Origin of the sequence: Dyadobacter sp. CY343 (genome assembly GCF_021390335.1) — a bacterium.
Taxonomy (GTDB): domain Bacteria; phylum Bacteroidota; class Bacteroidia; order Cytophagales; family Spirosomataceae; genus Dyadobacter.
In genome coordinates, this window is sequence record NZ_JAJUXK010000004.1 from 45,958 (window position 1) to 67,229 (window position 21,272).

The 21,272-nt window shown below is 45.6% G+C and carries 24 protein-coding genes; 15 read left to right on the plus strand and 9 right to left on the minus strand.

Annotated elements, in window-relative coordinates; genetic code table 11:
- Positions 1-26: 26 nt before the first annotated feature.
- Entirely contained in the window at positions 27-746 is a 720-nt protein-coding gene (locus LZG94_RS11995; protein ID WP_233792131.1) for a hypothetical protein, read from the plus strand.
- 26 nt (positions 747-772) lie between these two features.
- Here the strand turns inward: LZG94_RS11995 and LZG94_RS12000 are convergent, their stop codons facing one another.
- Entirely contained in the window at positions 773-931 is a 159-nt protein-coding gene (locus LZG94_RS12000; protein ID WP_233792132.1) for a hypothetical protein, read from the minus strand.
- Positions 932-937: 6 nt separating this feature from the next.
- Positions 938-1,117: an FtsX-like permease family protein gene (locus tag LZG94_RS12005; protein ID WP_233792133.1), complete on the minus strand. Its 180-nt coding sequence runs from the start codon at positions 1,115-1,117 to the stop codon at positions 938-940.
- 134 nt (positions 1,118-1,251) lie between these two features.
- Here LZG94_RS12005 and LZG94_RS12010 point away from each other — a divergent pair, with 134 nt between their 5' ends.
- A complete protein-coding gene (locus LZG94_RS12010; protein ID WP_233792134.1) occupies positions 1,252-1,503 on the plus strand; it encodes a VOC family protein in 252 nt (83 codons plus the stop codon).
- A 111-nt stretch (positions 1,504-1,614) separates the two neighbouring features.
- Here the strand turns inward: LZG94_RS12010 and LZG94_RS12015 are convergent, their stop codons facing one another.
- Positions 1,615-1,980 (minus strand): DUF4180 domain-containing protein, encoded by a 366-nt coding sequence (locus LZG94_RS12015; RefSeq protein WP_233792135.1) that lies wholly within the window; start codon positions 1,978-1,980, stop codon positions 1,615-1,617.
- A 22-nt stretch (positions 1,981-2,002) separates the two neighbouring features.
- The gene (locus LZG94_RS12020) at positions 2,003-2,584 is read right to left on the minus strand and encodes a Crp/Fnr family transcriptional regulator (protein ID WP_233792136.1); all 582 of its coding nucleotides are present in this window, start codon (positions 2,582-2,584) and stop codon (positions 2,003-2,005) included.
- A gap of 139 nt (positions 2,585-2,723) precedes the next feature.
- Here LZG94_RS12020 and LZG94_RS12025 point away from each other — a divergent pair, with 139 nt between their 5' ends.
- Complete coding sequence (locus LZG94_RS12025; protein WP_233792137.1) at positions 2,724-3,791, plus strand: SDR family oxidoreductase; 1,068 nt, start codon at positions 2,724-2,726, stop codon at positions 3,789-3,791.
- A 99-nt stretch (positions 3,792-3,890) separates the two neighbouring features.
- Positions 3,891-4,316 (plus strand): EthD family reductase, encoded by a 426-nt coding sequence (locus tag LZG94_RS12030; RefSeq protein ID WP_233792138.1) that lies wholly within the window; start codon positions 3,891-3,893, stop codon positions 4,314-4,316.
- A gap of 160 nt (positions 4,317-4,476) precedes the next feature.
- On the opposite strand, the gene LZG94_RS12035 is transcribed toward LZG94_RS12030, so the two are convergent.
- Positions 4,477-5,298, minus strand: coding sequence for an alpha/beta fold hydrolase (locus tag LZG94_RS12035; RefSeq protein ID WP_233792139.1), 822 nt, complete (start codon positions 5,296-5,298; stop codon positions 4,477-4,479).
- Between the two features lie 147 nt (positions 5,299-5,445).
- On the opposite strand from LZG94_RS12035, the gene LZG94_RS12040 reads away from it, so the two are divergent.
- From LZG94_RS12040 to LZG94_RS12050, 3 genes are all read left to right on the plus strand, one after another.
- A complete protein-coding gene (locus LZG94_RS12040; RefSeq protein WP_233792140.1) occupies positions 5,446-6,219 on the plus strand; it encodes an NYN domain-containing protein in 774 nt (257 codons plus the stop codon).
- 73 nt (positions 6,220-6,292) lie between these two features.
- The gene (locus LZG94_RS12045) at positions 6,293-6,634 is read left to right on the plus strand and encodes a helix-turn-helix transcriptional regulator (RefSeq protein WP_233792141.1); all 342 of its coding nucleotides are present in this window, start codon (positions 6,293-6,295) and stop codon (positions 6,632-6,634) included.
- A gap of 31 nt (positions 6,635-6,665) precedes the next feature.
- Positions 6,666-7,178 (plus strand): SRPBCC domain-containing protein, encoded by a 513-nt coding sequence (locus LZG94_RS12050; RefSeq protein WP_233792142.1) that lies wholly within the window; start codon positions 6,666-6,668, stop codon positions 7,176-7,178.
- 407 nt (positions 7,179-7,585) lie between these two features.
- Here LZG94_RS12050 and LZG94_RS12055 read toward each other — a convergent pair whose 3' ends face one another.
- Positions 7,586-8,359, minus strand: a complete 774-nt coding sequence (locus LZG94_RS12055; protein ID WP_233792143.1) for a hypothetical protein — start codon at positions 8,357-8,359, stop codon at positions 7,586-7,588.
- A 141-nt stretch (positions 8,360-8,500) separates the two neighbouring features.
- Between LZG94_RS12055 and LZG94_RS12060 the strand changes: the two genes are divergently transcribed.
- From LZG94_RS12060 to LZG94_RS12070, 3 genes are all read left to right on the plus strand, one after another.
- Positions 8,501-8,923, plus strand: a complete 423-nt coding sequence (locus LZG94_RS12060) for a VOC family protein (protein ID WP_233792144.1) — start codon at positions 8,501-8,503, stop codon at positions 8,921-8,923.
- Between the two features lie 327 nt (positions 8,924-9,250).
- The gene (locus tag LZG94_RS12065; protein ID WP_233792145.1) at positions 9,251-10,123 is read left to right on the plus strand and encodes a PHB depolymerase family esterase; all 873 of its coding nucleotides are present in this window, start codon (positions 9,251-9,253) and stop codon (positions 10,121-10,123) included.
- Between the two features lie 50 nt (positions 10,124-10,173).
- A complete protein-coding gene (locus tag LZG94_RS12070) occupies positions 10,174-11,730 on the plus strand; it encodes a PQQ-binding-like beta-propeller repeat protein (RefSeq protein ID WP_233792146.1) in 1,557 nt (518 codons plus the stop codon).
- A 16-nt stretch (positions 11,731-11,746) separates the two neighbouring features.
- Here the strand turns inward: LZG94_RS12070 and LZG94_RS12075 are convergent, their stop codons facing one another.
- Positions 11,747-12,265 (minus strand): energy transducer TonB, encoded by a 519-nt coding sequence (locus tag LZG94_RS12075; RefSeq protein ID WP_233792147.1) that lies wholly within the window; start codon positions 12,263-12,265, stop codon positions 11,747-11,749.
- A gap of 201 nt (positions 12,266-12,466) precedes the next feature.
- On the opposite strand from LZG94_RS12075, the gene LZG94_RS12080 reads away from it, so the two are divergent.
- From LZG94_RS12080 to LZG94_RS12095, 4 genes are all read left to right on the plus strand, one after another.
- Positions 12,467-13,063 (plus strand): thioredoxin fold domain-containing protein, encoded by a 597-nt coding sequence (locus LZG94_RS12080; RefSeq protein WP_233792148.1) that lies wholly within the window; start codon positions 12,467-12,469, stop codon positions 13,061-13,063.
- A 12-nt stretch (positions 13,064-13,075) separates the two neighbouring features.
- Positions 13,076-15,337 carry a response regulator gene (locus tag LZG94_RS12085; protein WP_233792149.1) on the plus strand — a complete coding sequence of 754 codons (2,262 nt, stop codon included), beginning with the start codon at positions 13,076-13,078 and terminating at the stop codon, positions 15,335-15,337.
- Positions 15,338-15,426: 89 nt separating this feature from the next.
- Positions 15,427-15,753 (plus strand): helix-turn-helix transcriptional regulator, encoded by a 327-nt coding sequence (locus LZG94_RS12090; RefSeq protein WP_215232636.1) that lies wholly within the window; start codon positions 15,427-15,429, stop codon positions 15,751-15,753.
- Entirely contained in the window at positions 15,743-16,243 is a 501-nt protein-coding gene (locus tag LZG94_RS12095; protein WP_233792150.1) for an SRPBCC domain-containing protein, read from the plus strand. Before LZG94_RS12090 ends, LZG94_RS12095 begins: the two co-directional genes overlap by 11 nt.
- A gap of 75 nt (positions 16,244-16,318) precedes the next feature.
- Here LZG94_RS12095 and LZG94_RS12100 read toward each other — a convergent pair whose 3' ends face one another.
- Positions 16,319-18,031 (minus strand): serine hydrolase, encoded by a 1,713-nt coding sequence (locus tag LZG94_RS12100; RefSeq protein ID WP_233792151.1) that lies wholly within the window; start codon positions 18,029-18,031, stop codon positions 16,319-16,321.
- 104 nt (positions 18,032-18,135) lie between these two features.
- Positions 18,136-18,873, minus strand: coding sequence for an ImuA family protein (locus LZG94_RS12105; protein WP_233792152.1), 738 nt, complete (start codon positions 18,871-18,873; stop codon positions 18,136-18,138).
- A 167-nt stretch (positions 18,874-19,040) separates the two neighbouring features.
- On the opposite strand from LZG94_RS12105, the gene LZG94_RS12110 reads away from it, so the two are divergent.
- Positions 19,041-21,269, plus strand: coding sequence for a S41 family peptidase (locus tag LZG94_RS12110; protein WP_233792153.1), 2,229 nt, complete (start codon positions 19,041-19,043; stop codon positions 21,267-21,269).
- Positions 21,270-21,272 lie beyond the last annotated feature (3 nt).

Genomic DNA, 21,272 nt, shown 5'->3' on the forward strand with positions numbered 1-21,272 from the left:
TCAATTTCAATTTAAATAATGAGATTATGTTAAGTGGGGGAGTTCTTATAATTGGTTCCCTAATTTGGGACAGAGAGAACGGAAATAGAATTCGTTGGCGAAATGATTTTTTAAATCAAGCTGGCCAAATTAAGGTGCCTGCACCAATCCGGTACGGAAGAGTTTCGAGGGGAAGATGCTGCACATTTTCGATGGTTTTCTCTGATGAATGCAATCGGCCTGAACTAAAAGGTACTGGTATTTTGGTTCCATTTGCTAACAACCCAGTAGATCTAAGAATGCTCAGGGTACACACAAGCGAGCTAATGAAAGCTGAACGTAACAAAGTTGACCTAGACGAAAATGTATTTAACTGGGCCTGGGGAGCATTGGCGATGTCTGTAAACCCCGTTATCCTGAATGAAATATCCCCCAAATACGATGAAGCGAACAATTTGGCAGCATTTTGGCGCAAGTCTTACACCAAAGGGTTCAACCCAGAACATTATAAGGTCGGTAACGAAGAATGCATAATAAGTAAAGAAGGAATACTTAAATTTAGTTGGCCTGACGAGCTCGACAATTATGATTTCCTCATTGCAACTGCAACCAAACCAGAGCGAATAGTCTATCCAACCGCCAAAAATATCGCTGAACGAATGCTTGTAAATGAGTACTCTGAATACTTCTTTCAGAACTCAGAAAATGGAATTTTAAATTTTCAAGACGATGAGATACTAGAAATTATGAACGCAAGCAATAATTAAGGAGCATTATCACTAGTTCGTTCGTCTCACTCCGACTTCAACGCCTTCACCGGATTCATCAACGCCTTCATCGACCTGTAACCCACCGTCGCAATCGCAATCAAAAAAGTTATCCCAATCGCGGCAATGAAGATCGTCGCATTAAGATCAATATGATATTGAAAATCGGCTAAGTATTTGTCCATCAACCATCAGCCAATTGGAGCGGCGATGATGAAGGCGATTAGTAGCAGCTGGGCGAATTGTTTGCCGAAGAGCCAGATAATGCTTCCGATGCCGGCGCCGAGGGTTTTGCGTACTCCGATTTCTTTGGTTTTTTGGGCGCCTTGTAGGATGGTATTGGCAGACATTCTGTAATTTCTTTGGCGCACATAAAATCAACCCTTTTAATCCATCCGAACATTGGATTTACCAGAAGCATGCAGATAGGTGAGTAAGAATTATGTTCAAACCAGTTGAACTCCGGCGAGTTTGCAACGGCGACAATAGCATACACGTTTCTGAATTGGCGGTTGATAGTGCCATTTTCCATCTACATGAAGAAACCGCTGATTCCGGCTTTTTTAGTCCGAAATGTCATAACGGTACGACGGTAACGATCGGTCTTTTTGTTCCCAATGTGGACACAGTAATGGATCGGGCAAGTGCCGCTGGCGGCGAAGTTGTATCGCCCGCTCAGGACTATGACTACGGCTACCGCCAAGGTAAGATCAGGGACCCTTTTGGACACATTTGGATGATCGAGGCTGAGATTTAACTCCTCATTTATTCCTTGACGTTCACCGAATTCGTAAAGGCTGGAAGAGTGACTTCCAGCCGCGGCCTCAAAAACATATGGGCAGATATTCTGTGAGTAAATCCGCGTCTGCTAACCAACTTTCAAAAGCCTATCCAACGCCTCCTCAACGCTTCCCAAAAAGTTAATCCTCCCGATCCTATTACTTTCGGAAATGAAATCCTGAATGCTTTTACCGGCATATTTTTCAAAATCACCCACAATGGCCAGCCGCATCCGATAGTTTGAGAATTTTTGAAGTATCTCCCCGGCTATGCCCGTTTTCAGGTCGAAGAATGTTGGTGTGAGGTTTTCTTCGTGTATGATGATGCTGTCAAACCCCTGGTAATAGAGATTGCCCAGTAGGTCGAGTCCATCTTCGGCGGTTTCAATGATCAGTTTGTCGGAAGTGACTTCGGCGATTTGGATTTCGTTTTTTGTATGTGATGTAATGGTCATTTTCTTCAATATTTAGGGCAGATTACTTTCTTAAAGCCAGGTTTTTCTTGATCCGGCTTAGCGTTTCGGGGGCGATGCCGAGGTAGGAGGCGATCAGGTTTTGGGGGACGCGTTCGATCATTTTGGGGTTTGATTCTGCTAGCTTCACGTATTTTTCTTCGGCCGAATGTGTGATGGAGCTCATTAGCCGACGTTCCTTAGTGACAATGCTATTTTGGTAAAGGATGCGGAAATAACGGTCCATGATCGGGACGGCGAGCGTTAATGCTTCATAATTTTCCCGCGAGATCAGCAGTAACTCCGAATCTTCAATAGCATCAATGTTGAAAACGGCCGGCTCGCCCGACAAAAAGCTGTTGAAATCGGATAGCCACCAGCCTTCCCAGCCGAAAACGCTCATGTGCTCGTCGCCCTTGTCATCCACATTGTAAGTCCGCAGCAGTCCTTTCGCTATAAAAGTCAGATGCTTGCACACGTCGCCTTCCTGCAATAAATACTGGCGTTTTCTCAGTTTTTTGGAAATAAAAAAGGCCTTAATCGCCTCCTTATCCAGGTCCGAAAGCAAGACCTTTTCCTGGATGTGCTGAAAAAGTACTTCAATCATAACTAATCACATTTACGCCGGCAAAGATAGGAATGCTTGATTTAGATCAACTGCATTACTTGACGCAGGTCAATGTCAGTCGCTTCCGGGTGTGGTAATTTTGTAACATTAAATCAAGCATTGAGAAATTCCCAAGCACATGACAAATATTGCATTAGTAGTAGGCGCAACCGGCATCACCGGAAGCAACCTCGCAGAAAAACTGATTGAAAAAGGCTGGATCACTTATGGCCTTTCCCGTAATCCAAATACAGAAATTGAAGGTCTGAAACCCATTGCGGCAGACCTGCTCAATCCCGCTGATCTGGCAGCGAAATTGGCGGAGGTAGCGCCTACCCACGTTTTCTTTACAAGTTGGATGCGAAATGATACGGAAGCGGAAAATATCCGCGTCAACAGCGCAATGGTCAGGAATTTATTGGACAGCCTTTCTGCACGGAAATCCGTCCAGCATGTTGCGTTGGTAACGGGGCTTAAACATTATTTGGGGCCGTTTGAGGCTTATGCAAAGGCAGGCACTTTGCCCGAAACGCCTGTCCGCGAAGAACATCCCCGGCTCGATCTGGAAAACTTTTACTATGCCCAGGAAGACGAAGTGTATGCTGCCGCTGAGCGTGACGGTTTTACATGGAGCATTCACAGGCCGCATTCCGTGGTGGGAAAAGCGATTGGTAATCTGATGAACATTGGCACGACACTGGCAGTTTACGCAAGCATTTGTAAAGAAACCGGCAGGCCATTCCAATTTCCCGGATCAGCCGAGCAATGGAACGGATTATCAGACGTCACCGATGCGAAACTGCTGGCTGAACACATGATCTGGGCTGCCACCACCGAAGCTGCGCATAATGAAGCATTCAATGTTGCGAATGGCGACCTTTTCCGCTGGAAATGGCTTTGGAAGCAAATAGCAGACTGGTTTGCAATTGAGCCTGCTGGTTTTGGAGGGGAAATTCGTCCATTAGAAAAAGAAATGGCAAACGACGCTCCGGCATGGAAAGAGATTGCCGCCAAATACAATTTGAAAGAATCCGATATCAACCGCCTTGCTTCCGCCTGGCATACGGACCTTGATCTGGGCCGCCCCTTGGAGGTTATGACCGACATGTCCAAAAGCCGCAAATTGGGTTTTACAGGTTATCAGGATACGCGTGATTCGTTTTTTGATTTGTTTAAAAGGCTGAGATCGGAGAATTTGATCCCGTAAATTCCGAAATACAGCATTGAGTAAGCAATGCTCATGATCATGTAATATATTATCTATATTTCGGAACAATTAAATTTTCTAACTCAAAGATGTCCAGCCATGAGAACTAAACTCATTTTGTCGTTTTTGCTTTTAACCTGCTTTGTTGCATTTAGCCGGGAAAAAAATCTTGAAAAATCAAAAAAACAGGACATTACTGTGGATGAAAAAGGCCTGATCAAGATATGTGTAATGTATCCGTTTGCCGAAGGTAAAACGTTCAATATGGAGTATTACGAAACGAAGCATATGCCGATGGTGGCGGGTTATCTAGGGTCAAATCTGGTAAAATACACGATTGAAAAAGGGCTTTCTAGCGGTATTCCCAATCAACCATTACCGTTTATGGCGATTGGAACATTCTATGTAAAAAGCTTGAGTGAGTATCAAGCGGCAATTGCTCCAAACCGGGATGCCATCCGCGCAGATTTCGCAAATTATACTAACGTTACGCCTGTCATTTTGGTGAGCGAGGTGGTTAAATAGATTTAAGCAGCCCCTTTGCAATGTAACGGAGCCACAAACCGGGCTTACGGTTATCAGCATACGTATAGCTGGACTATCGCGTTAGCAAACCAAAATGGCCGGGCAGAAAAATTTCAGCCCGGCCATTTTATTTCCTGACAACTATGCAGCGCCGGTCGTCTTATTCCTGAATGAAAGCCAGAATATCTTTATTAATCGTTTCGGCTTCAGTAGTCGGCATTCCGTGTGGGAAACCTGGATATGTGATCAATTTGCCGTTTTTCAAAAGCTTAGCTGCCTTCACTCCAGTGAGCTCATAAGGCACGATCTGGTCGTCTTCTCCGTGCAGCACCAATACCGGGATATCAACATTTTGAAGATCTTCGGTAAAATCTGTTGCAGAAAATGCCTTTATACATTCATAATGGGCAAGAATGCTTCCCATCATGCCCTGGCGCCACCAGTTGTCGCGAATTCCCTGCTTTTCAACAGCGCCTTCGCGGTTGTAACCGTAAAATGCCTCTGAGAAGTCCTTGAAATACTGCGGTCTTTGCGTGGCGGTCATCTCGCGGATTTCATCAAAAACGCTTATCGGCACACCGTCCGGATTGTTATCTGTCTGCACCATAATCGGCGTAACAGCACTCACCAGCACCGCTTTTGCCACCCTGCCTTTTCCATGTTTGTTCACATAGCGTATCACTTCGCCCCCACCCGTAGAGTGACCGACGTGTATGGCATCTTTAAGATCCAGATGCGCAACGAGTTCGGCTACATCGGCAGCGTAAGTATCCATTTCATGGCCTTCAAAAGTTTGGGAAGAACGTCCGTGCCCGCGACGATCGTGGGCGATAACGCGGAAGCCTTTTTGGAGGAAAAACATCATTTGAGTGTCCCAGTCATCGCCGGAAAGTGGCCAGCCGTGGTGAAATACAATAGGTTGTCCGGTACCCCAGTCTTTGTAAAACATGGTGGCCCCATCTCTTAGCTGCAAAGTGCTCATGATTTTATTATTTGAGAGTGAAAATGATCTCGACAATAACGCAAGTTTCGGATCACTTTTCAAGCACCAAATGTGAATCTTGTGTGAACGTTTCCACGATATTTACTAAAACACCTTACCTTGTGGGGCGGTATAATTATTTGGGAAATGAGCGAGACTAAATTTAATATTGCGGTATTGATCGATGGCGACAATGCCCAGGCGAAGTTTATGAAGGAAATGCTGGAAGAGGTTTCCAAATATGGGAAAGCCACGATCCGGCGGATTTACGGCGACTGGACTACTTCGCACATGAACAGCTGGAAAGATACGGTCAACAACCATTCAATCAGCCCGATACAAAAATTTTCCTACACAACCGGCAAAAACTCAACCGACAGCTCGCTCATCATTGACGCGATGGATATCCTGCACAGCAAAAGCGTCGACGGGTTTTGCATTGTTTCCAGCGACAGCGATTATACCGGATTGGCTAAAAGGATCCGCGAGGAAGGTTTGTTTGTAATGGGGATCGGCAGAAAAACAACTCCGCTGGCATTCGTGAATTCCTGCGAGATTTTCACTTTCAGCGAAAACCTTATTGCTGAACTGGATACTGCAACAGAAGAGCCTGAGATCAAAAAAGTAGATGTAACACCGCAGGAACAGATTCGGAAAGGCGTCAGAAAGCCCGCCGAAAAGCAGAAATTCCCCAAAATAGACATCAGCGTGATCGATAAAGCATTCGAAATATCGACCAACGAGGAAGAAGAAGCGCTCATTTCGAAAGTAGGATCCTCCCTCCGAAAAATAGACCCAAGCTTCGACTCCCGAACCTACGGCTTCAAGACTTTGACCCAACTCCTGAAGAGTCTGTCCAAATACAAGATCGTTAATAACTCTGTGAATGGTTTGAACCACCCTCTGATCAAACTTAAATAACACTCCAAATTTTAAAAAACTTGCGTAAGCAAATACTTACATATATATTTGTGTAAGCATTTACTTACATATTATGTCTATTGAAGCAAGAAGGGATGTTTTTCAGGCCATAGCGGATCCTACACGGCGACAGATTATCAACCTGATCGTGCAGAAACCTATGAACCTCAATGCGATCGCTGACAATTTTCAGATCAGCCGGCCCGCCATTTCTCAGCATATTAAAATTCTGACAGAATGCGGAATGGTGGTGGTGAGGCAGGAAGGTCGGGAGCGGTTTTGCGAAGCGAAGCTGGAAAGCTTGAGTGAAGTGGCAACCTGGGTGGATCAGTACAAGCAATTCTGGAAGGAAAAACTGGATTCACTGGATAGTTACCTAACTAAAATTCAGTCTAAAAATCCGGAAAACGAATAGTCAAATACAAATCAATCAAACAATCAAAAACATGGAAAAGCAAGCAGACAAAAAAGCGGGTTTGAAAATTGTGCGGGAGTTTAAAGCGCCTAAAACACTGGTTTTCGACGCATTTGCGACTCCGGAAGCATTTGCAGCATGGTGGGGACCGGCGGGCAGCCAATTGTCGGTCGAGCGTTTTGATTTTCGTCCGGGCGGCAGTACGCATTACAAAATGGATGGAAACGGGCACGTGATGTGGGGTTTGTTTCAATACAAAAACATCCAGCGCGCCGACCTGCTCGAATTCATTAATTCCTTCGCCGACGCAGAAGGCAATATCATCACCTCCCCTTTCCCGATGGATTTTCCGCTGGAAGTATTTAACAAAATCACACTGGAAGAAAATGACGGAATCACCACGCTGACAATCCAGGGGCATCCGCTTAACGCTACGCCTGCTCAGGAAGAGACGTATTTTTCAATTATGGATAGTATGGAGCAAGGTTTCGGCGGGACGTTCGATCAGCTGGAAGCTTATTTGGAGGAAAGACAGGCCGGGTAATGCGATATTCCCTTGCTTAATGTGGTTCAGGATTTGAGAAATTCCTTGGGGATTGGATTGTGTTCTAGGAAAATTTTCATTTCCTGAGCTTTCCGTGATAATGGTTTAGGGATGGTTTCGCCTGACTGCGATGCCTCCCTTTTTCCGAGGTTCTTACTCGAAGAATTCTCTTTTTTTACTATTGTTGAAGTAGCCATATTTTTCAGAAGTGTTAGTTGAAATTTAACCAATCATTTCAGGTTTAACAAAAATGCCCCATAATTGGTGTTCGGCTGGAACAGCTCCCACCTTCCTGATCTACCAAATGGCCAGGCTCCAATTAAATCAGGGTTTGCTTCACGATCCACTTTGAATCCATAAACATGATGTCGCTCGGTGAGATATGCTAAATGCTTTAGCCAACGGTTTCAAAACCCATACTCCACTCCTTCCGGCAGCGCTTCCACGGCTACTTTCATCCATTTCCCTTTGATCCTGATCACCACGATATCGCGGTCTTTGTCGTAGAAAATGGTACCGTCGCCGCCGTTTTTTAGTTCTTTGTAGTTTACGTATTTAGCGTCTTTTTCAGCGTTTTGCTCGTCGTCGCCTTCGGGTTTTGTGGTTGAAATGTCTGTTTTTCCGATCGAGCCCAGGGTCAATGCATTAGTCAGTTTCAGTGAACCGTAGAATAATGCTTTGTCGCGGCCGAACATGAATGAATGCTGACGCACATCGGAGCCGATTTTGAACCAGTTATAGACTGTTTCGTCGTGGTTGTAAACGGTTGAATAATAGTATAGTTCTGCAACCGGCTTTTCCATTTCAACATGCTTGTTGACGAGCATCGTAATCCGCGATTTGTCATCTTTGGCATAACCCTCAAAAACATGGTACCCCCAGCGTTTCTTGTTCCGCTCCTCCGCATTTCCCCGCACCTGGATCATATAGGGCGTGCTCAAAATGCCATTAACAGTAGTGTACATCGGGGTCTTGGAAGGTACGAATCCAAAGCTGTAACCACGCTCTTTCCAGCGGTTCCAGGTTGTATCAATGTCGGATTGTAGCTCAATGCGCTTTTGACCGGAGAATTCACTTCCCTTTACCAGATTATAGTATTTAGTAAATGATGAATCCGGCTTCTGCTGGGCAAATGCAACATTTGAAATAATAAAAAAGAAAAAGAGCTGAGGTAATTTCATAATGCCTGTATGAATTTATGAGTGATTGATTTAGGTTGATCAATAAAGAAAAAAGCAGGTTAAGGAAAAAATGAAATGCCTTTTTGCTAATTTGAAACCCATTATTCTGCATTGCTTTGACATAGCTAAACCTTAAAAAAAATGATCAAGCCACTTTATCCTTGCCTTTGGTTCGATGGAAATGCCAAAGAGGCCGCAGACTATTATTGCTCGATTTTTAAAAGCTCCAAAATCACGTCTGAAAATCCAATGGTAGTCACATTCGAGCTGAATGGTTTCAAATTTATGGGGCTAAATGGCGGGCCGCAATATCAATTTTCGCCTGCTACTTCTTTTGTAGTTGAATGCGATACGCAGGAGGAAATCGACTATTACTGGGAGACTCTGGGTGCAGGCGGGGTTTATAACAAATGCGGCTGGCTCGACGATAAGTTTGGTATGTCGTGGCAAGTGGTACCGGCGGTTCTCCCGAAACTGATGTCCGACCCTGAAAAAGCGCCGCGGGTAATAGAGGCTTTTATGCAAATGTCGAAGTTTGATATTGCGGCATTGGAAGGCGCGTGAGGTGCCCCTACCCCTAAATCCCCTGGGAGGGGACTTGCTTGGGTTCTTTCACAAAGACGTGCTCCCCTTTAGGGGCCAGGGGAACGTGCCAATGCTTGTTTTACCCCTAAATCCCCTGGGAGGGGACTTTCCTGCGGGGTTGCTAGCAAGAGAAACGCTTTCTCCCCTTTAGGGGCCGGGGGAACTGATTTACCCCTAAATCCCCTGGAAGGGGACTTTCCTGCGGGGTTGCTAGCAAGAGAAACGCTTTCTCCCCTTTAGGGGCCGGGGGCACATGACAAAACGCTTAAACAAATACTAAGAAACTCCATCAAATTCCATTTCAAAATGCTGAAGCCAATCCTTGCCACATTACTTACCCTTTCTACAATTGCCGCAAAAGCCCAGTTAGTCTCTGATTCTCTGCTAATTGAAAATCGTTACCGTGTTTTCGTTTACGACAAATCTGTCAAGATAAAGCCTGGCGCGAGCCTGATCTTTTTGATGCACGGTTCCGGCGGCGAGCCGCTGGGGTTTGCGCCTCGGGCGGCGAAGTTGCAAGCGAAAGCCGAAGCTGAAAATCTGGTTTTGGTATATCCTGCTGGCTATAAAAGATATTGGAACGAATGCCGCAAAGCTTCCACGGCCGTCGCCAACAAAGAAAATGTGAATGAAGAAGCTTTTTTCTCAGCAATGATCGATTTCTTTTCTGATAAATATAAGATCAATAAAGCACACGTTTTCGCGACGGGCTTTTCTGGTGGCGGACATATGTCGTACAAACTCGCCCTGACAATGCCTGGTAAAATCAAGGCGATTTCGGCGATCGTCGCCAATATGCCTACCGAAGAGAATATGGATTGCACGCCTATGAATGTGCCGCTGCCGGTTATGATCACCAATGGTACCGCAGACGAAACGAATCCTTACAATGGCGGCGAAGTGAAAACATCAGGCGTAACGCTGGGCACTGTACGCGCAACCGATCAATCATTTCAATACTGGGCAAAGCTGGACGGTTACAGCGGAGAGCCTACAAAATCAATGCTTCCCGATGCCGATAAAACCAACAATATCACCGTCGAGAAATACACCTACCAGCGAAAAGGTAAGCCCGAAGTAACCCTGCTTAAAATCATCAACGGAAAGCACGAATTTGTGACTGATTTTGACATGTTTGAAGAGACCTGGGCGTTCTTTAAGCGGCAAATTGGGCGGTGAAACATCCGCATACCATTAACTATCACTCTCATATCACCAGTTTCCTCGAAATGAACAGAGCTTTACTGCCGCTTATTTTTCTATTTACATTCACCTCATCGTTTGCCCAATCCCCGAATCAAGTTAAAATTTCTACCCGCGAGGCCGGGATGGATTTGAGGACTAATACGCCCATTTCAGCAAAGGAATATGTATTTGACATGCCGGTATTCGGGTTTTACCCCACCGCTAGAAACAATTCTATGACGGTTCAGCTCCGCAATAAGAACCCCGAGACCAATGTATGGAAAGGCTCAGGAGAAGTGATGGTTATTGATCCGGAAACGGGGCAGAGCAAATGGCAACGAAAATTCAAGTATGGGGCCAACTATCTCATGCAGATTGACGATGTTATTTTTGAGCAAAGCAGAAAAAAGTTACAAAAGCTTCATTCTGAAACCGGGAAGCCTGTGTGGTGGAGAGAAAGTACGGTTTTCAAAGCATTCCCGGAACTCAATCTGGCGTTGTGCTATAATTTAGAACCAGCCGAAAGCGATGTTTTGCATGGTATAAACCTACAAAACGGCCAGTCGCTCTGGCGGCGGACGTTTGCGTCAGAGTATGGCTGGGAGAATACTAACTGGCTCAACGATTCCACACTCATGATCGTCGCATCGGGCCTGCATACCCTCAATCCGGCGACCGGCCAGGGCTGGGATATGAACCGGGTTTCGCATTCAAAAAAAACGGATATGGGGAAAGTTAGAATGCTGGTGCTCGGAGGCGTCGCGCTGGGCGCAATGGGCGGTATGCTGGTTCCTTCCGGTACATTGTCGGATGTTTTCCTGAACATATCCTCGAACGTTCTGATGGAGGAGCAGGTACTTTATTATGCTGCCAAAAATAAGATCAGCTGTCAAACGCTGGCTGGCGAGCGGCTTTGGGATACGGACCTGAACGAAAAGACTACCAGCAAATCGCATATTTTCAGAAAAGGGAATACCATTTACATGATCAATACCGGCTACGCTATGAAATACGGTCGCCCGGCTGCATTAGGTAAACCGTACGTGGCGGCCTTTGATGCATTTAACGGAAAGCAACTGTTTCACAAAGAGTGGTTTGAACGGAAAAACTATATCTCCGATTTCCTGATCCAGGAAGACCAGATGTACCTGCTATACAAGGATAAAGTCGATATTTACCGGTTTTCAGATGAGGGACTGACCCAGCGGTTTGCTTCCCGTGTCGATGAGGATTTTAAAATGCGGAGCTTTGTCAGCGATCAGGTATTCATGAAAAAGGACAGTGCATTTGTGCGTTTGAGCTACGACCAGGACCATTTTCACGTCTTTACCGAAAAAAATGAGCTGATCCGGTTTGACAATGATTTCCAGACTTCAGAAAAAGTGGATATCACAACACTTTACAAGAGCTATCTTGAAAATGAGGCATACCTATTCCTGGGCAATAGCGATGAAACAATCGTTTTGAACAGAACTGACAGCAAGCCGGTAGCAAAATACAACGCGCCCGTTAACTCAGCGAATTTCGGGTCGAAATTATATTACTATGGCGAAAACAAGATATCCGAGCTGGATATCAGTGCGTTTGTTCCCGTTCCGTAGACAGTAGTAACAGTACTCACTTATTTCTTATATATATTCCAAACGGAACAGGTATATGGAATCTGCTACTGACAGATTTACCATCCTTTTCGGCGGGCTTCCATTTTGGCATGGCGGATATTAATCTGACCGCTTCCTCGTCACAGCCGAAGCCTATTCCTTTCAGGACCTCAATGTCTCGGATCTCCCCGCGCGCAGTTACCTCAAAAGCCAGGTATACATTTCCAGAAATACATGCTCTGCGCGCAGCTTTCGGCATTTTTTGATTTTTTTTAATGTACGCAGCCAAAGCCGACATACCACCCGGAAACTCAGGATCGGTGTTGGGGACGATTTCTTCGCGAGGAACCACGTACGCTTCTCCCTCCGGATAGTTAGGTAGCAATTTCGGCTCTACCTGATATTCAAGTGGCACTTCCAGCTCGCATCTCAGCGTATCCGCTGCGTCGGACTGCTCGGAAACAATGCATTTATGCACAACCAAAACGGCCACGGAACAGATAATCGCAGTCATGAATATTAGTAAAACCTTCATAAAGTAAACTTTTAATTATATATATAATAAAACTATATATAAGACAGTAGTTTTAAAAGCGAATACGAATTTTTTTTACCTTTTCGCCAAGATTTTAGAGCAATAAAAAGAATTGCGAAACGGTCCTGATTCATATTTTTAGATTAAATTTGATAACAAAGACAATTTTTAAAGAACCCTCATATATAGATATTTCTACTAATGATTAGAATAGCCTTGGTGACTACCTGGCTCACGCTCTTATTATCCGTAGTTGGGGCTTTGTTTTGGTACAATGATTGGGTGTATCAGCTACCTACTCCTGTTCCGCGAAATTATGTTTCGGTGGCAACCGGGACCAGGATCGATCTGGGCCAGGCAATGAACGTAGTTGAAAAACCGGTTCTGCTTCATTTTTATAATCCCGAATGCCCGTGTTCCCGGTTCAATAAATCGCATTTTCAATCCCTGGTCCGCTCATACGGTGATAAGGTCCAGTTTACGGTTGTTGTGCTCTCCGATAAAAAATATTCAGTTGAACAAATCCAGGACAAGATCGGACTGGATATTCCGGTCAGTTTTGACCAGTCGCTGGCAACCCGGTGCGGTGTATATTCCACCCCGCAGGCCGCGCTGATCGATCAGGAACAGCAACTATATTACCGCGGAAATTACAACGCCAGCCGCTATTGTACGGATGAAAAAACTGCCTTTGCAAAGATCGCGCTGGACGGGCTGTTGAAAAGCGAGTCGCTGCCCACACTTGGCACACAAGCACTTACGTCTTACGGTTGCTCGATGCCGATCTGCAAAAATTAAAACTCCTGCCAAATGATATTGGAAAACAAGAGTACTTTGCCCGACCTGCCGGTTGGCAACTTTCTCTCCGGGATCAAAGAAAGATCCGACCATCTGATGAATTTCTTTTTGCCCGGCTATTTCGTGATCGGGCTGCTGCTGGCTGTCTTTTACGATACCTGGCTGATCGCTATCGGCGTGGGCGGGATATTGTTAATAGCTTATTACTCCGTAAAACTGGCATTGCCTAAATCGGATCTGTACCAATATGTGCTGAGTGCGATTTTAGGGATTTACATGGCGCAGTTCATCTATCAGATGCACGGACTTTTTGAGATGCATTTCTTTGCATTCATCGGCAGCGCGGTACTGATCACCTACCAGAAATGGAAGTTACAAATACCGGTTATGCTCGTTGTGCTATTGCATCACGCCATTTTCGGCTATTTACAAAATACCGGACTGACCGAAATCTATTTTACCCGACTTACCTATTTCGACCTGCTTACGTTTACAATTCACATTTTGCTCGCTGCGGCTATTTTTTTTATATGCGGGTTGTGGGCTTATATGCTGAACCAGTTCTACCAAATGCATATTAAGCAAACTATGCAATTGGCTGAGCTTCAAAAGGAAGCACAGCTTTCGCTGGTGCGTAAGCAGAACGAAGAAATCCAGAAAAGAGCGAATGACAGGCTGCGCGTCAGCAATGCGAAATTGGAAAAAGCGCGTCAGGAAGCCGACAAAGCAAATCAGGCAAAAAGCGTATTCCTGGCTACGATGAGCCACGAAATCCGCACACCTATGAATGGCGTGATCGGAATGGCGGCTTTATTGCAGGAAACACAATTGACTGAGGAACAGCGCCAGTTTACCGAAACCATCGCTAACTGCGGGGATACGCTGATCAATGTGATCAACGATATTCTTGACTTTTCCAAAATAGAATCAGGCAGCCTGGAACTGGAAGCTGAGGATTTTAATCTCCGCCAGAACATCGAGGATGTACTGGATATTTTCGGTGGAAAAGCGGCTAAGCTTGGCCTGGACCTGGTGTACCAGATCGACGAGCACATTCCGGCCCAGGTTGTCGGAGATCAGCTTCGCTTGCGTCAGATCCTGATCAACCTCGTGGGCAATGCGATGAAATTTACCGAAGAAGGTGAGGTTTGCGTATATGTGACGCAGGAAGAGAGTTACGCAGACGGGAGTCTGCAATTGCGGTTTGACGTGCGCGATACAGGAATTGGGATTTCTGAGGATAAAATGAACAGGCTTTTTAAAGCCTTCTCCCAGGTGGATTCGTCAACTACCCGGAAATACGGCGGTACGGGCCTCGGGCTGGCTATTTCCGAAAAACTGGTAAAACTGATGGGCGGCGAAATCACGGTTTCCAGCGAGATAGACCAGGGTTCCACATTCTCATTTACGGTAAAAACCACCAAAGGCACCAAGGAGCTTCCTACCTTCGAAAACCAGGATATGGACGAACACCGGGGCAAGAAAATCCTGCTGGTCGATGACAATGCAACGAACCTGGCTATTCTGAAACGTCAGATGGAAAACTGGAAACTGGTACCGGTTCTTGCAGCCTCAGGTGCAGAAGCGCTGGAAATCCTGTTCAGTGACCAGGAAATCGATATGGTGATCACGGATATGCAGATGCCCGTGATGGACGGAGTGACTTTGGCGGCAAATATCCGTCGCTACACGCCCGAAACGCCTATTATACTACTTAGTTCAATTGGCGAAGAATTGAAGGACAGGCACCGGCAGCTATTTTCTTCGGTACTATCCAAGCCGATCCGCCAGCATATCCTGAGTACGCACCTGATGAGTGCATTGCAAAAGAAATTTCTCCAAAAAACCGAGCACGCGACGCAAAACCGCCTTTCTACCGACTTTTCAAAACGATACCCGGTACAAATGCTGGTAGCCGAAGATAACAAGATCAATCAGCACGTGATTGTCAGGATTCTGCAAAAGCTGGGTTACGAACCCGACGTCGCCAAAGACGGACAGGAAGCAGTACAGGCATCGAACCTGAAAAATTACGGCCTGATCCTGATGGATATGCAAATGCCGGTTATGGATGGAATCGAAGCAACGCACCTGATTCGGAGAACCGTTTTGCACCAGCCCGTTATTGTGGCATTAACAGCCAACGCACTCGAAGGCACACAACAGGAATGCCTCGATGCCGGAATGGACGATTACCTCAGTAAGCCGATCAAACTGGAAGAACTGATGGCCAAGATCCGGAAGTGGCACTTGAAAGCTGAGACCTATATTTGATTTTATTCCCAAATTTTTAAATAAAACTTGCGCAACCATATTGTTGCGCTTATATTTGCAACCATAACATTGCATATATGCCGAAGGAGATCCGAAGAGATGTATTTCAGGCTATTGCCGATCCGACCCGGCGAGCTATACTGAGTTTAATCGCGTTACAAGCCATGACGCCCAATGCACTGGCCGAGCATTTCGATACGAGCAGGCAGGCGGTTTCCAAACATATTAAGATATTGACGGAGTGTCAGCTGGTACGACAGGAGCTTTCCGGAAGAGAAATTTTTTATCATTTCAATGCAAAGCAAATGAAGGAAGTGGATCAGTGGCTCGAACAGTTCAAAAAGCTTTGGGAAGATCGTTTTAATCAGCTAGATCAAGTATTAATTAACTTAAAAGCAGACGATTATGAAAAGTAATGTTGTAATGAATTTCAATGTCGACAAGGAGAATAAGAAGATTAAGGTAGAAAGGGAGTTTGATGCACCAGTGACCAAAGTGTGGGCTGCATGGACAGAAAAAGAACTTCTTGACCAGTGGTGGGCTCCAAAACCCTGGAAAGCCCGGACCAAAACGATGGATTTCAGAGAAGGCGGGCACTGGCTGTACGCGATGGTAGGGCCGGAGGGTGAAGAACACTGGGCGCGCGTGGATTACAAATCGATCGCACCGCTCAGATCCTTTACCGCAGCTGACGCATTTTGCGATGAAAACGGTAATATCAGTGATTCCATGCCCGGATCGGACTGGGAGAATACATTTAAAGAAGAATCCAGCAAGACACTGGTGTTCATTGAGATAACTTTTAAAGAACTGAAAGATCTTGAACAAACCCTGGAAATGGGCTTCAAAGAAGGTTTCGAAATGGGCCTTTCCAATCTGGACGAATTACTGGCTTCACAGGAATAGCCGCATTATAATTATATAAAAAAACTGCTTCAAGTAACGTAATTGTACTTGAAGCAGTTTTTCAATTTCCAATGACTACTTTTTATCCGCAAAATCTTCCGGGAGCTTTTGAAAACGCAGGTTAGCAACGCGACCGTTTGTCATTTTCATGCCGGTAACAATGCCTGCTTCATTCCTAACCATATCTATCTGCTGTACCCACCACCACGGCGCTTGCAGCTTGTCCTTATTCACCACCGACAAATCGACTTCCCCGTGGTGAATATGCACGAGTTTGAGCGTATCTCCCTGTAATTTAATATGGTAAAAAGTTTCCAGTTCCGGGCTGTAATATCTTCCTACAAACTGCTCTCGCGGGATTGCTTCCTTACTTTTTGGCTCTACGCGGATACCTTCATGATTCCCATTCTGATGCAGGGTAATGCGGGTTACCTGCCCTTCTTTCGGTCTGTGAAAAGTTACTGACGCGTCTACTACTTTCAGGAAAAAGGTGGAATCTGAGGAAGGAAACAGCGGAAACCATGGCTGCCCGGTTCCCTGCGTGAGATATTTATCACCTTCTTTTTTAAAAGTCATCACAAAATCGGGCGCTTCCGTCAATGAATAGGAGCCGGCATATTGCCGGAATAGAGTCGAGTCGAATTTGGCTTCTGTTTTGGTAACAGCTGGTGCTTTGTCTGCCGGTTTTTCTTCTTTAATAAATGTGGCAAGATACAGGTCGGCTACTTCGAAAGCTTTTTTGGACGGATTGAATTCCGCCTGGTTACTCAGTACAATAAACCCGTAATCTTCCTTTGGAAAATAGGATAAATGCGCCCGAAAACCGGCATCTGCGCCGTCGTGGCCATAATAATCCAGATTTTTGTATTTGCCGTGAATGAGCCCGGAAGCATAAGGCAGCGTATCTCCTTTGGTCAGCCTGCCGCGTTCCAGCATTTGCTTCATCGTCGCCGCTGTGCCCAGCTGCGGTTCGCGAAAGTTATTGATCCAGAGCGCCAGGTCATTCACAGTTGTGAACAGACTGGTGGCGCCTACATTTCCATAGCTCAAAATACTTTTACTAAACATCGTCGGCCCGAACGTACCCGGGGTACGGTGAAATGAATATGCGCGCCCCTTCACGATCTTTTCCTGATTATCGTAAAATTGTGTGCGCTTCATTCCCAGCTGTTTAAATATATTTCGCTCCATCCAAAAGGCAAAAGGTTGCCTGGAAATGCGGCTTACCACCTCCGCCAGCAGCGTGTAACCGGTATTGCAATAGGCATAGGAAGAACCGGGCTCGAAATTGAGTTCTTTCTGGCGCGTGAGGAGGTTAAAAACGTGTTGCTTAGTGATCACATCGTCCAGCTGCCAGCCGGCCATTGCCAGCAGGTTCCACTGGTCGCGCAGGCCGCTGGTATGGTTCATTAAATGGCGGATCGTGATCGTTTTTCCGAAGTCGGGCACTTCCGGAATATGTTTCCTGATATCGTCATCCAAAGAAAGCTTTCCCTGCTCAGAGAGCATAACTATTGCAAAATCAGTGAATTGCTTGGAAACAGAAGCAATGTGAAAAATGGTTTCAGGCGTAATTTTAGCGCCCGTTTCCAGATCTGCTTCGCCAAAACCTTTGGCATAAATAAGCTTGCCCTGATGCACAACCCCCACAGCCGCTCCCGGCATTCCCGGCTTATTCCACTCGGCGAAAATGGAGTCTGTTTTGGCAGCAGGTACCGGCTTTTGCGCCAGTGTAGAAATGTGGTAAAACGAAAGAACGAGAGCCAGATAAAGTAAGCGTATTTTCATTGCGGAATGGTAGTAAATCGGTGTTGCGCGTATTTAAAGTGATAAACTACGCAATTACCAAAACTACGCGGCCAGTTTTATGATGAATGGAATGCGATTTTACCTTAACCAGTTTGCAGCAAATCCTTATTTTCTTGCGCCGGAACTGCCTTTTTAATATGACTGAACTTGCCCGACCACTCCACATCCCATTCGCCCGGCTCTCCATTTCGCACCTTCATCAACTTTACATTCCACCTCGGGTGCCCCACACCCGGCATTCCATCTTCCAGCTGACTGGGGATATGCGTAATTCTCCACTTCGAAACACTGGCCAGCGTATTCATGCTGCGCGGATTTGCACGATGGATCAAACCGGTCACCCGGCTTTGCTCAACAGCAAGTTGTAACCGCCGTGATTCGGTCAGCGTTATTTCTTTGATCTCCCCTACCACCGCTGCCACAGCCTTGCATTTCAGCGATTCTTCAATCGCCCACAGCAGGTCCTGCTCTTTTTTTAAATCCACAAAAATGATCCTGTGCGGCTCAACCCCAAAAAATGCCAGCCCGGGCGGAAAAATGGTCCGATTGATACTGATCCACAAACAAAAACCGCCTTTTCGCATCAGTGTGCCCAATAACGTCGCCATAAAACCGCTGGTAGCCGCACTGCCTTCTTCACTGTCACTGATAAATTCATGCACTGCTCCTGTCGGAAAAGTATGGTTGGGGAATGCAGCTTCAATAGGGCCCAGCCCGAAATCAGTCCGCTGCCCGTCGATTGGCGCTCGGTAGCCCTGGAAAGACAGAATATCATTCCGCAGCTTTTCCAGCATCTCGCTTTTATTGACCAGATTGTTCATAGAGGAATTGAGTAATGATATTTTTAGCATCACAAAAATGATTCCAATAATAACAAATCGCAATGAGCAGCTAATAATTTTTCTTCCGGTAAGTGTTAAATATTAAACGGTGACTTTGGTATAACAGCAGAACGAACCGCTTTACAAGTTGAAACAAAGTCACTTCCATGAAAAGAACTTTAACAGCACTCGCATTCCTCTGCCTGCCCTTTCTGTCGGCAGCCCAGAACCAGCCGGCACCAGCCGATTTCAATCTGGATTTCGAGAAAAAGAATCCCGGGCAAAAGCTGCCCGATAAATGGATGCAGTGGGGAACGAATTATCAGGTTGTGACAGACAGCACCGAAAAACACAATGGAAAAAATTCTGTTCTCCTAAAAGCCCCCGATCCGATCCCAAATGGGACTTTTGGTAGCGTAGCGAGCACGATTCCAGCACAATACATGGGGAAAGAAATCGAGCTGAGGGGGTATTTGAAATTTAGAAATGTAACCAGCGGCTGGGTTGGATTAATGCTGCGGATAGATGGAAAAGCGGGTACGCTGCAATTCAATAATATGCAGGAAAAGGCGATTAACGGGACTTCCGACTGGAAACAGTACAGTATCAAACTTCCCTATTCCAGCAGTGCGGCCAAAATCCATATCGGCGCGTTACTGGCTGGGCCGGGCGAGTTATGGACAGACGATTTGGAACTATTCATTGACGGAAAGCCATTTTACGAAGCACCTGTCAGAAAGCCTCTTGCGGCTGAGCTGGATAAAGAATTTGACAAAGGTTCGAATGTGGTTCTGGATAAACTGACCCCGGCACTCACACAAGATCTGTCTGATCTGGGCAGATTGTGGGGCTTTTTGAAATACTATCACCCGGCTGTCAAAAGTGGCAACCATAACTGGGATTATGAGCTTTTTCGGATTCTGCCTCAGCTAACTAGTGCAAAATCAAAAGCGGAAAAAGAGAAGATATTATATCAATGGATTAAAAAGCTGGGACCGGTAAATCCGGGATCGGCACAGCCAATTCCAGAAACAGCCGTATTGAAACCAACCTTAAACTGGCTCTCGAATCCTGCAATAGGGAAAGAAATGCAAGCTTTGCTCGATACAATAAAAAATGCAAAGAAAACGCATGAAAGCTATTACATCTCCATGTATCCGGACGTGGGAAATCCTGAATTCAAAAACGAAAATCCCTACCCACAAATGCAGTATTCCGACGCGGGTTACAGGTTGCTGAGTTTGTTCCGATATTGGAATATGATCGAATATTTCTTCCCATATAAATCCCTTATTAAAGAAGACTGGCAGGCGGTACTCACTGAATTTATACCAAAATTCATTAATGCAACCGACGAAACTTCCTATAAACTTACCACACTCGAATTGATCGGCAGGGTAAAGGATACGCACGCTAATATTTACAATCAGCAAGGCGCGCTTAATAAGTTTTTTGGTGAAAAATACGCCCCGGCCCAGCTTACATTTATTGAAAATAAACCGGTTGTTACCGATTATTATAACGCTGCACTTGGAGAAAAGTCGGGATTGAAAATCGGGGATATTGTTGAAAAAATCAATGGAAAAAGCATTGCTCAGCTGATTAAAGAAAAACTACCCCATTCACCGGCTTCCAACTACCCTACTCAGCTGAGGGTATTGTCTTCCAATTTGTTACGGACCAATGATACTACTATTTCCGTAAGTATCAGGCGAAATAATAAGGTACAGGATCTGGTGGTTCCTGCATTTGGCACGGATAAGATCAATATCTACGCCAACTTCAATAAAGCGGATACCTGTTTCAAAATGCTCAGTCCGGATATTGCTTATTTGTATCCCGGAAAATGGAAAAATACATACATGTCAAAGCTTACCCCTGAGATCTCAAAAAGCAAAGGTCTGATCATAGATATGCGTTGTTATCCCTCTGATTTTATGGTTTTTAGCTTTGGACCATACCTGTTACCCGAGGCGAAACCTTTTGTTAAATTCACAATGGGTAGTTTCCATACACCCGGAATGTTTACATTCGGCAGAAACATCAGCATAGGGAGCGCCAACCCAAATTACTACAAAGGAAAAATTATCCTGATCGTCAACGAAAGCTCGCAGAGTCAGGCGGAATATACTTCTATGACATTCAAAACCGCCCCGAATATCACTGTAATCGGCAGTACCACGGCCGGCGCAGACGGAAACATTTCCTCCATTGTGCTTCCCGGAAATATCTACACCGGCATCAGCGGGGTTGGCATTTATTATCCCGACGGCAAGGAAACCCAGCAAGTAGGAATTGTGCCCGATTTGCAGGTTACGCCTACTATTCAAGGTATTATTTCAGGAAAAGATGAGCTGCTGGAAAAAGCGGTGCAGCTGCTGACGGACAGCAAATAAGTC

What these genes read in the sequence shown, in the direction of transcription:
- LZG94_RS11995 (WP_233792131.1), top strand. Translation starts at nt 27, where the DNA reads ATGTTAAGTGGGGGAGTTCTTATAATTGGTTCCCTAATTTGGGACAGA.
- LZG94_RS12000 (WP_233792132.1), bottom strand. Translation starts at nt 931, where the DNA reads ATGGACAAATACTTAGCCGATTTTCAATATCATATTGATCTTAATGCG.
- LZG94_RS12015 (WP_233792135.1), bottom strand. Translation starts at nt 1,980, where the DNA reads ATGACCATTACATCACATACAAAAAACGAAATCCAAATCGCCGAAGTC.
- LZG94_RS12020 (WP_233792136.1), bottom strand. Translation starts at nt 2,584, where the DNA reads ATGATTGAAGTACTTTTTCAGCACATCCAGGAAAAGGTCTTGCTTTCG.
- LZG94_RS12025 (WP_233792137.1), top strand. Translation starts at nt 2,724, where the DNA reads ATGACAAATATTGCATTAGTAGTAGGCGCAACCGGCATCACCGGAAGC.
- LZG94_RS12030 (WP_233792138.1), top strand. Translation starts at nt 3,891, where the DNA reads ATGAGAACTAAACTCATTTTGTCGTTTTTGCTTTTAACCTGCTTTGTT.
- LZG94_RS12035 (WP_233792139.1), bottom strand. Translation starts at nt 5,298, where the DNA reads ATGAGCACTTTGCAGCTAAGAGATGGGGCCACCATGTTTTACAAAGAC.
- LZG94_RS12040 (WP_233792140.1), top strand. Translation starts at nt 5,446, where the DNA reads ATGAGCGAGACTAAATTTAATATTGCGGTATTGATCGATGGCGACAAT.
- LZG94_RS12045 (WP_233792141.1), top strand. Translation starts at nt 6,293, where the DNA reads ATGTCTATTGAAGCAAGAAGGGATGTTTTTCAGGCCATAGCGGATCCT.
- LZG94_RS12050 (WP_233792142.1), top strand. Translation starts at nt 6,666, where the DNA reads ATGGAAAAGCAAGCAGACAAAAAAGCGGGTTTGAAAATTGTGCGGGAG.
- LZG94_RS12055 (WP_233792143.1), bottom strand. Translation starts at nt 8,359, where the DNA reads ATGAAATTACCTCAGCTCTTTTTCTTTTTTATTATTTCAAATGTTGCA.
- LZG94_RS12060 (WP_233792144.1), top strand. Translation starts at nt 8,501, where the DNA reads ATGATCAAGCCACTTTATCCTTGCCTTTGGTTCGATGGAAATGCCAAA.
- LZG94_RS12065 (WP_233792145.1), top strand. Translation starts at nt 9,251, where the DNA reads ATGCTGAAGCCAATCCTTGCCACATTACTTACCCTTTCTACAATTGCC.
- LZG94_RS12070 (WP_233792146.1), top strand. Translation starts at nt 10,174, where the DNA reads ATGAACAGAGCTTTACTGCCGCTTATTTTTCTATTTACATTCACCTCA.
- LZG94_RS12075 (WP_233792147.1), bottom strand. Translation starts at nt 12,265, where the DNA reads ATGAAGGTTTTACTAATATTCATGACTGCGATTATCTGTTCCGTGGCC.
- LZG94_RS12080 (WP_233792148.1), top strand. Translation starts at nt 12,467, where the DNA reads ATGATTAGAATAGCCTTGGTGACTACCTGGCTCACGCTCTTATTATCC.
- LZG94_RS12085 (WP_233792149.1), top strand. Translation starts at nt 13,076, where the DNA reads ATGATATTGGAAAACAAGAGTACTTTGCCCGACCTGCCGGTTGGCAAC.
- LZG94_RS12095 (WP_233792150.1), top strand. Translation starts at nt 15,743, where the DNA reads ATGAAAAGTAATGTTGTAATGAATTTCAATGTCGACAAGGAGAATAAG.
- LZG94_RS12100 (WP_233792151.1), bottom strand. Translation starts at nt 18,031, where the DNA reads ATGAAAATACGCTTACTTTATCTGGCTCTCGTTCTTTCGTTTTACCAC.
- LZG94_RS12105 (WP_233792152.1), bottom strand. Translation starts at nt 18,873, where the DNA reads ATGAACAATCTGGTCAATAAAAGCGAGATGCTGGAAAAGCTGCGGAAT.
- LZG94_RS12110 (WP_233792153.1), top strand. Translation starts at nt 19,041, where the DNA reads ATGAAAAGAACTTTAACAGCACTCGCATTCCTCTGCCTGCCCTTTCTG.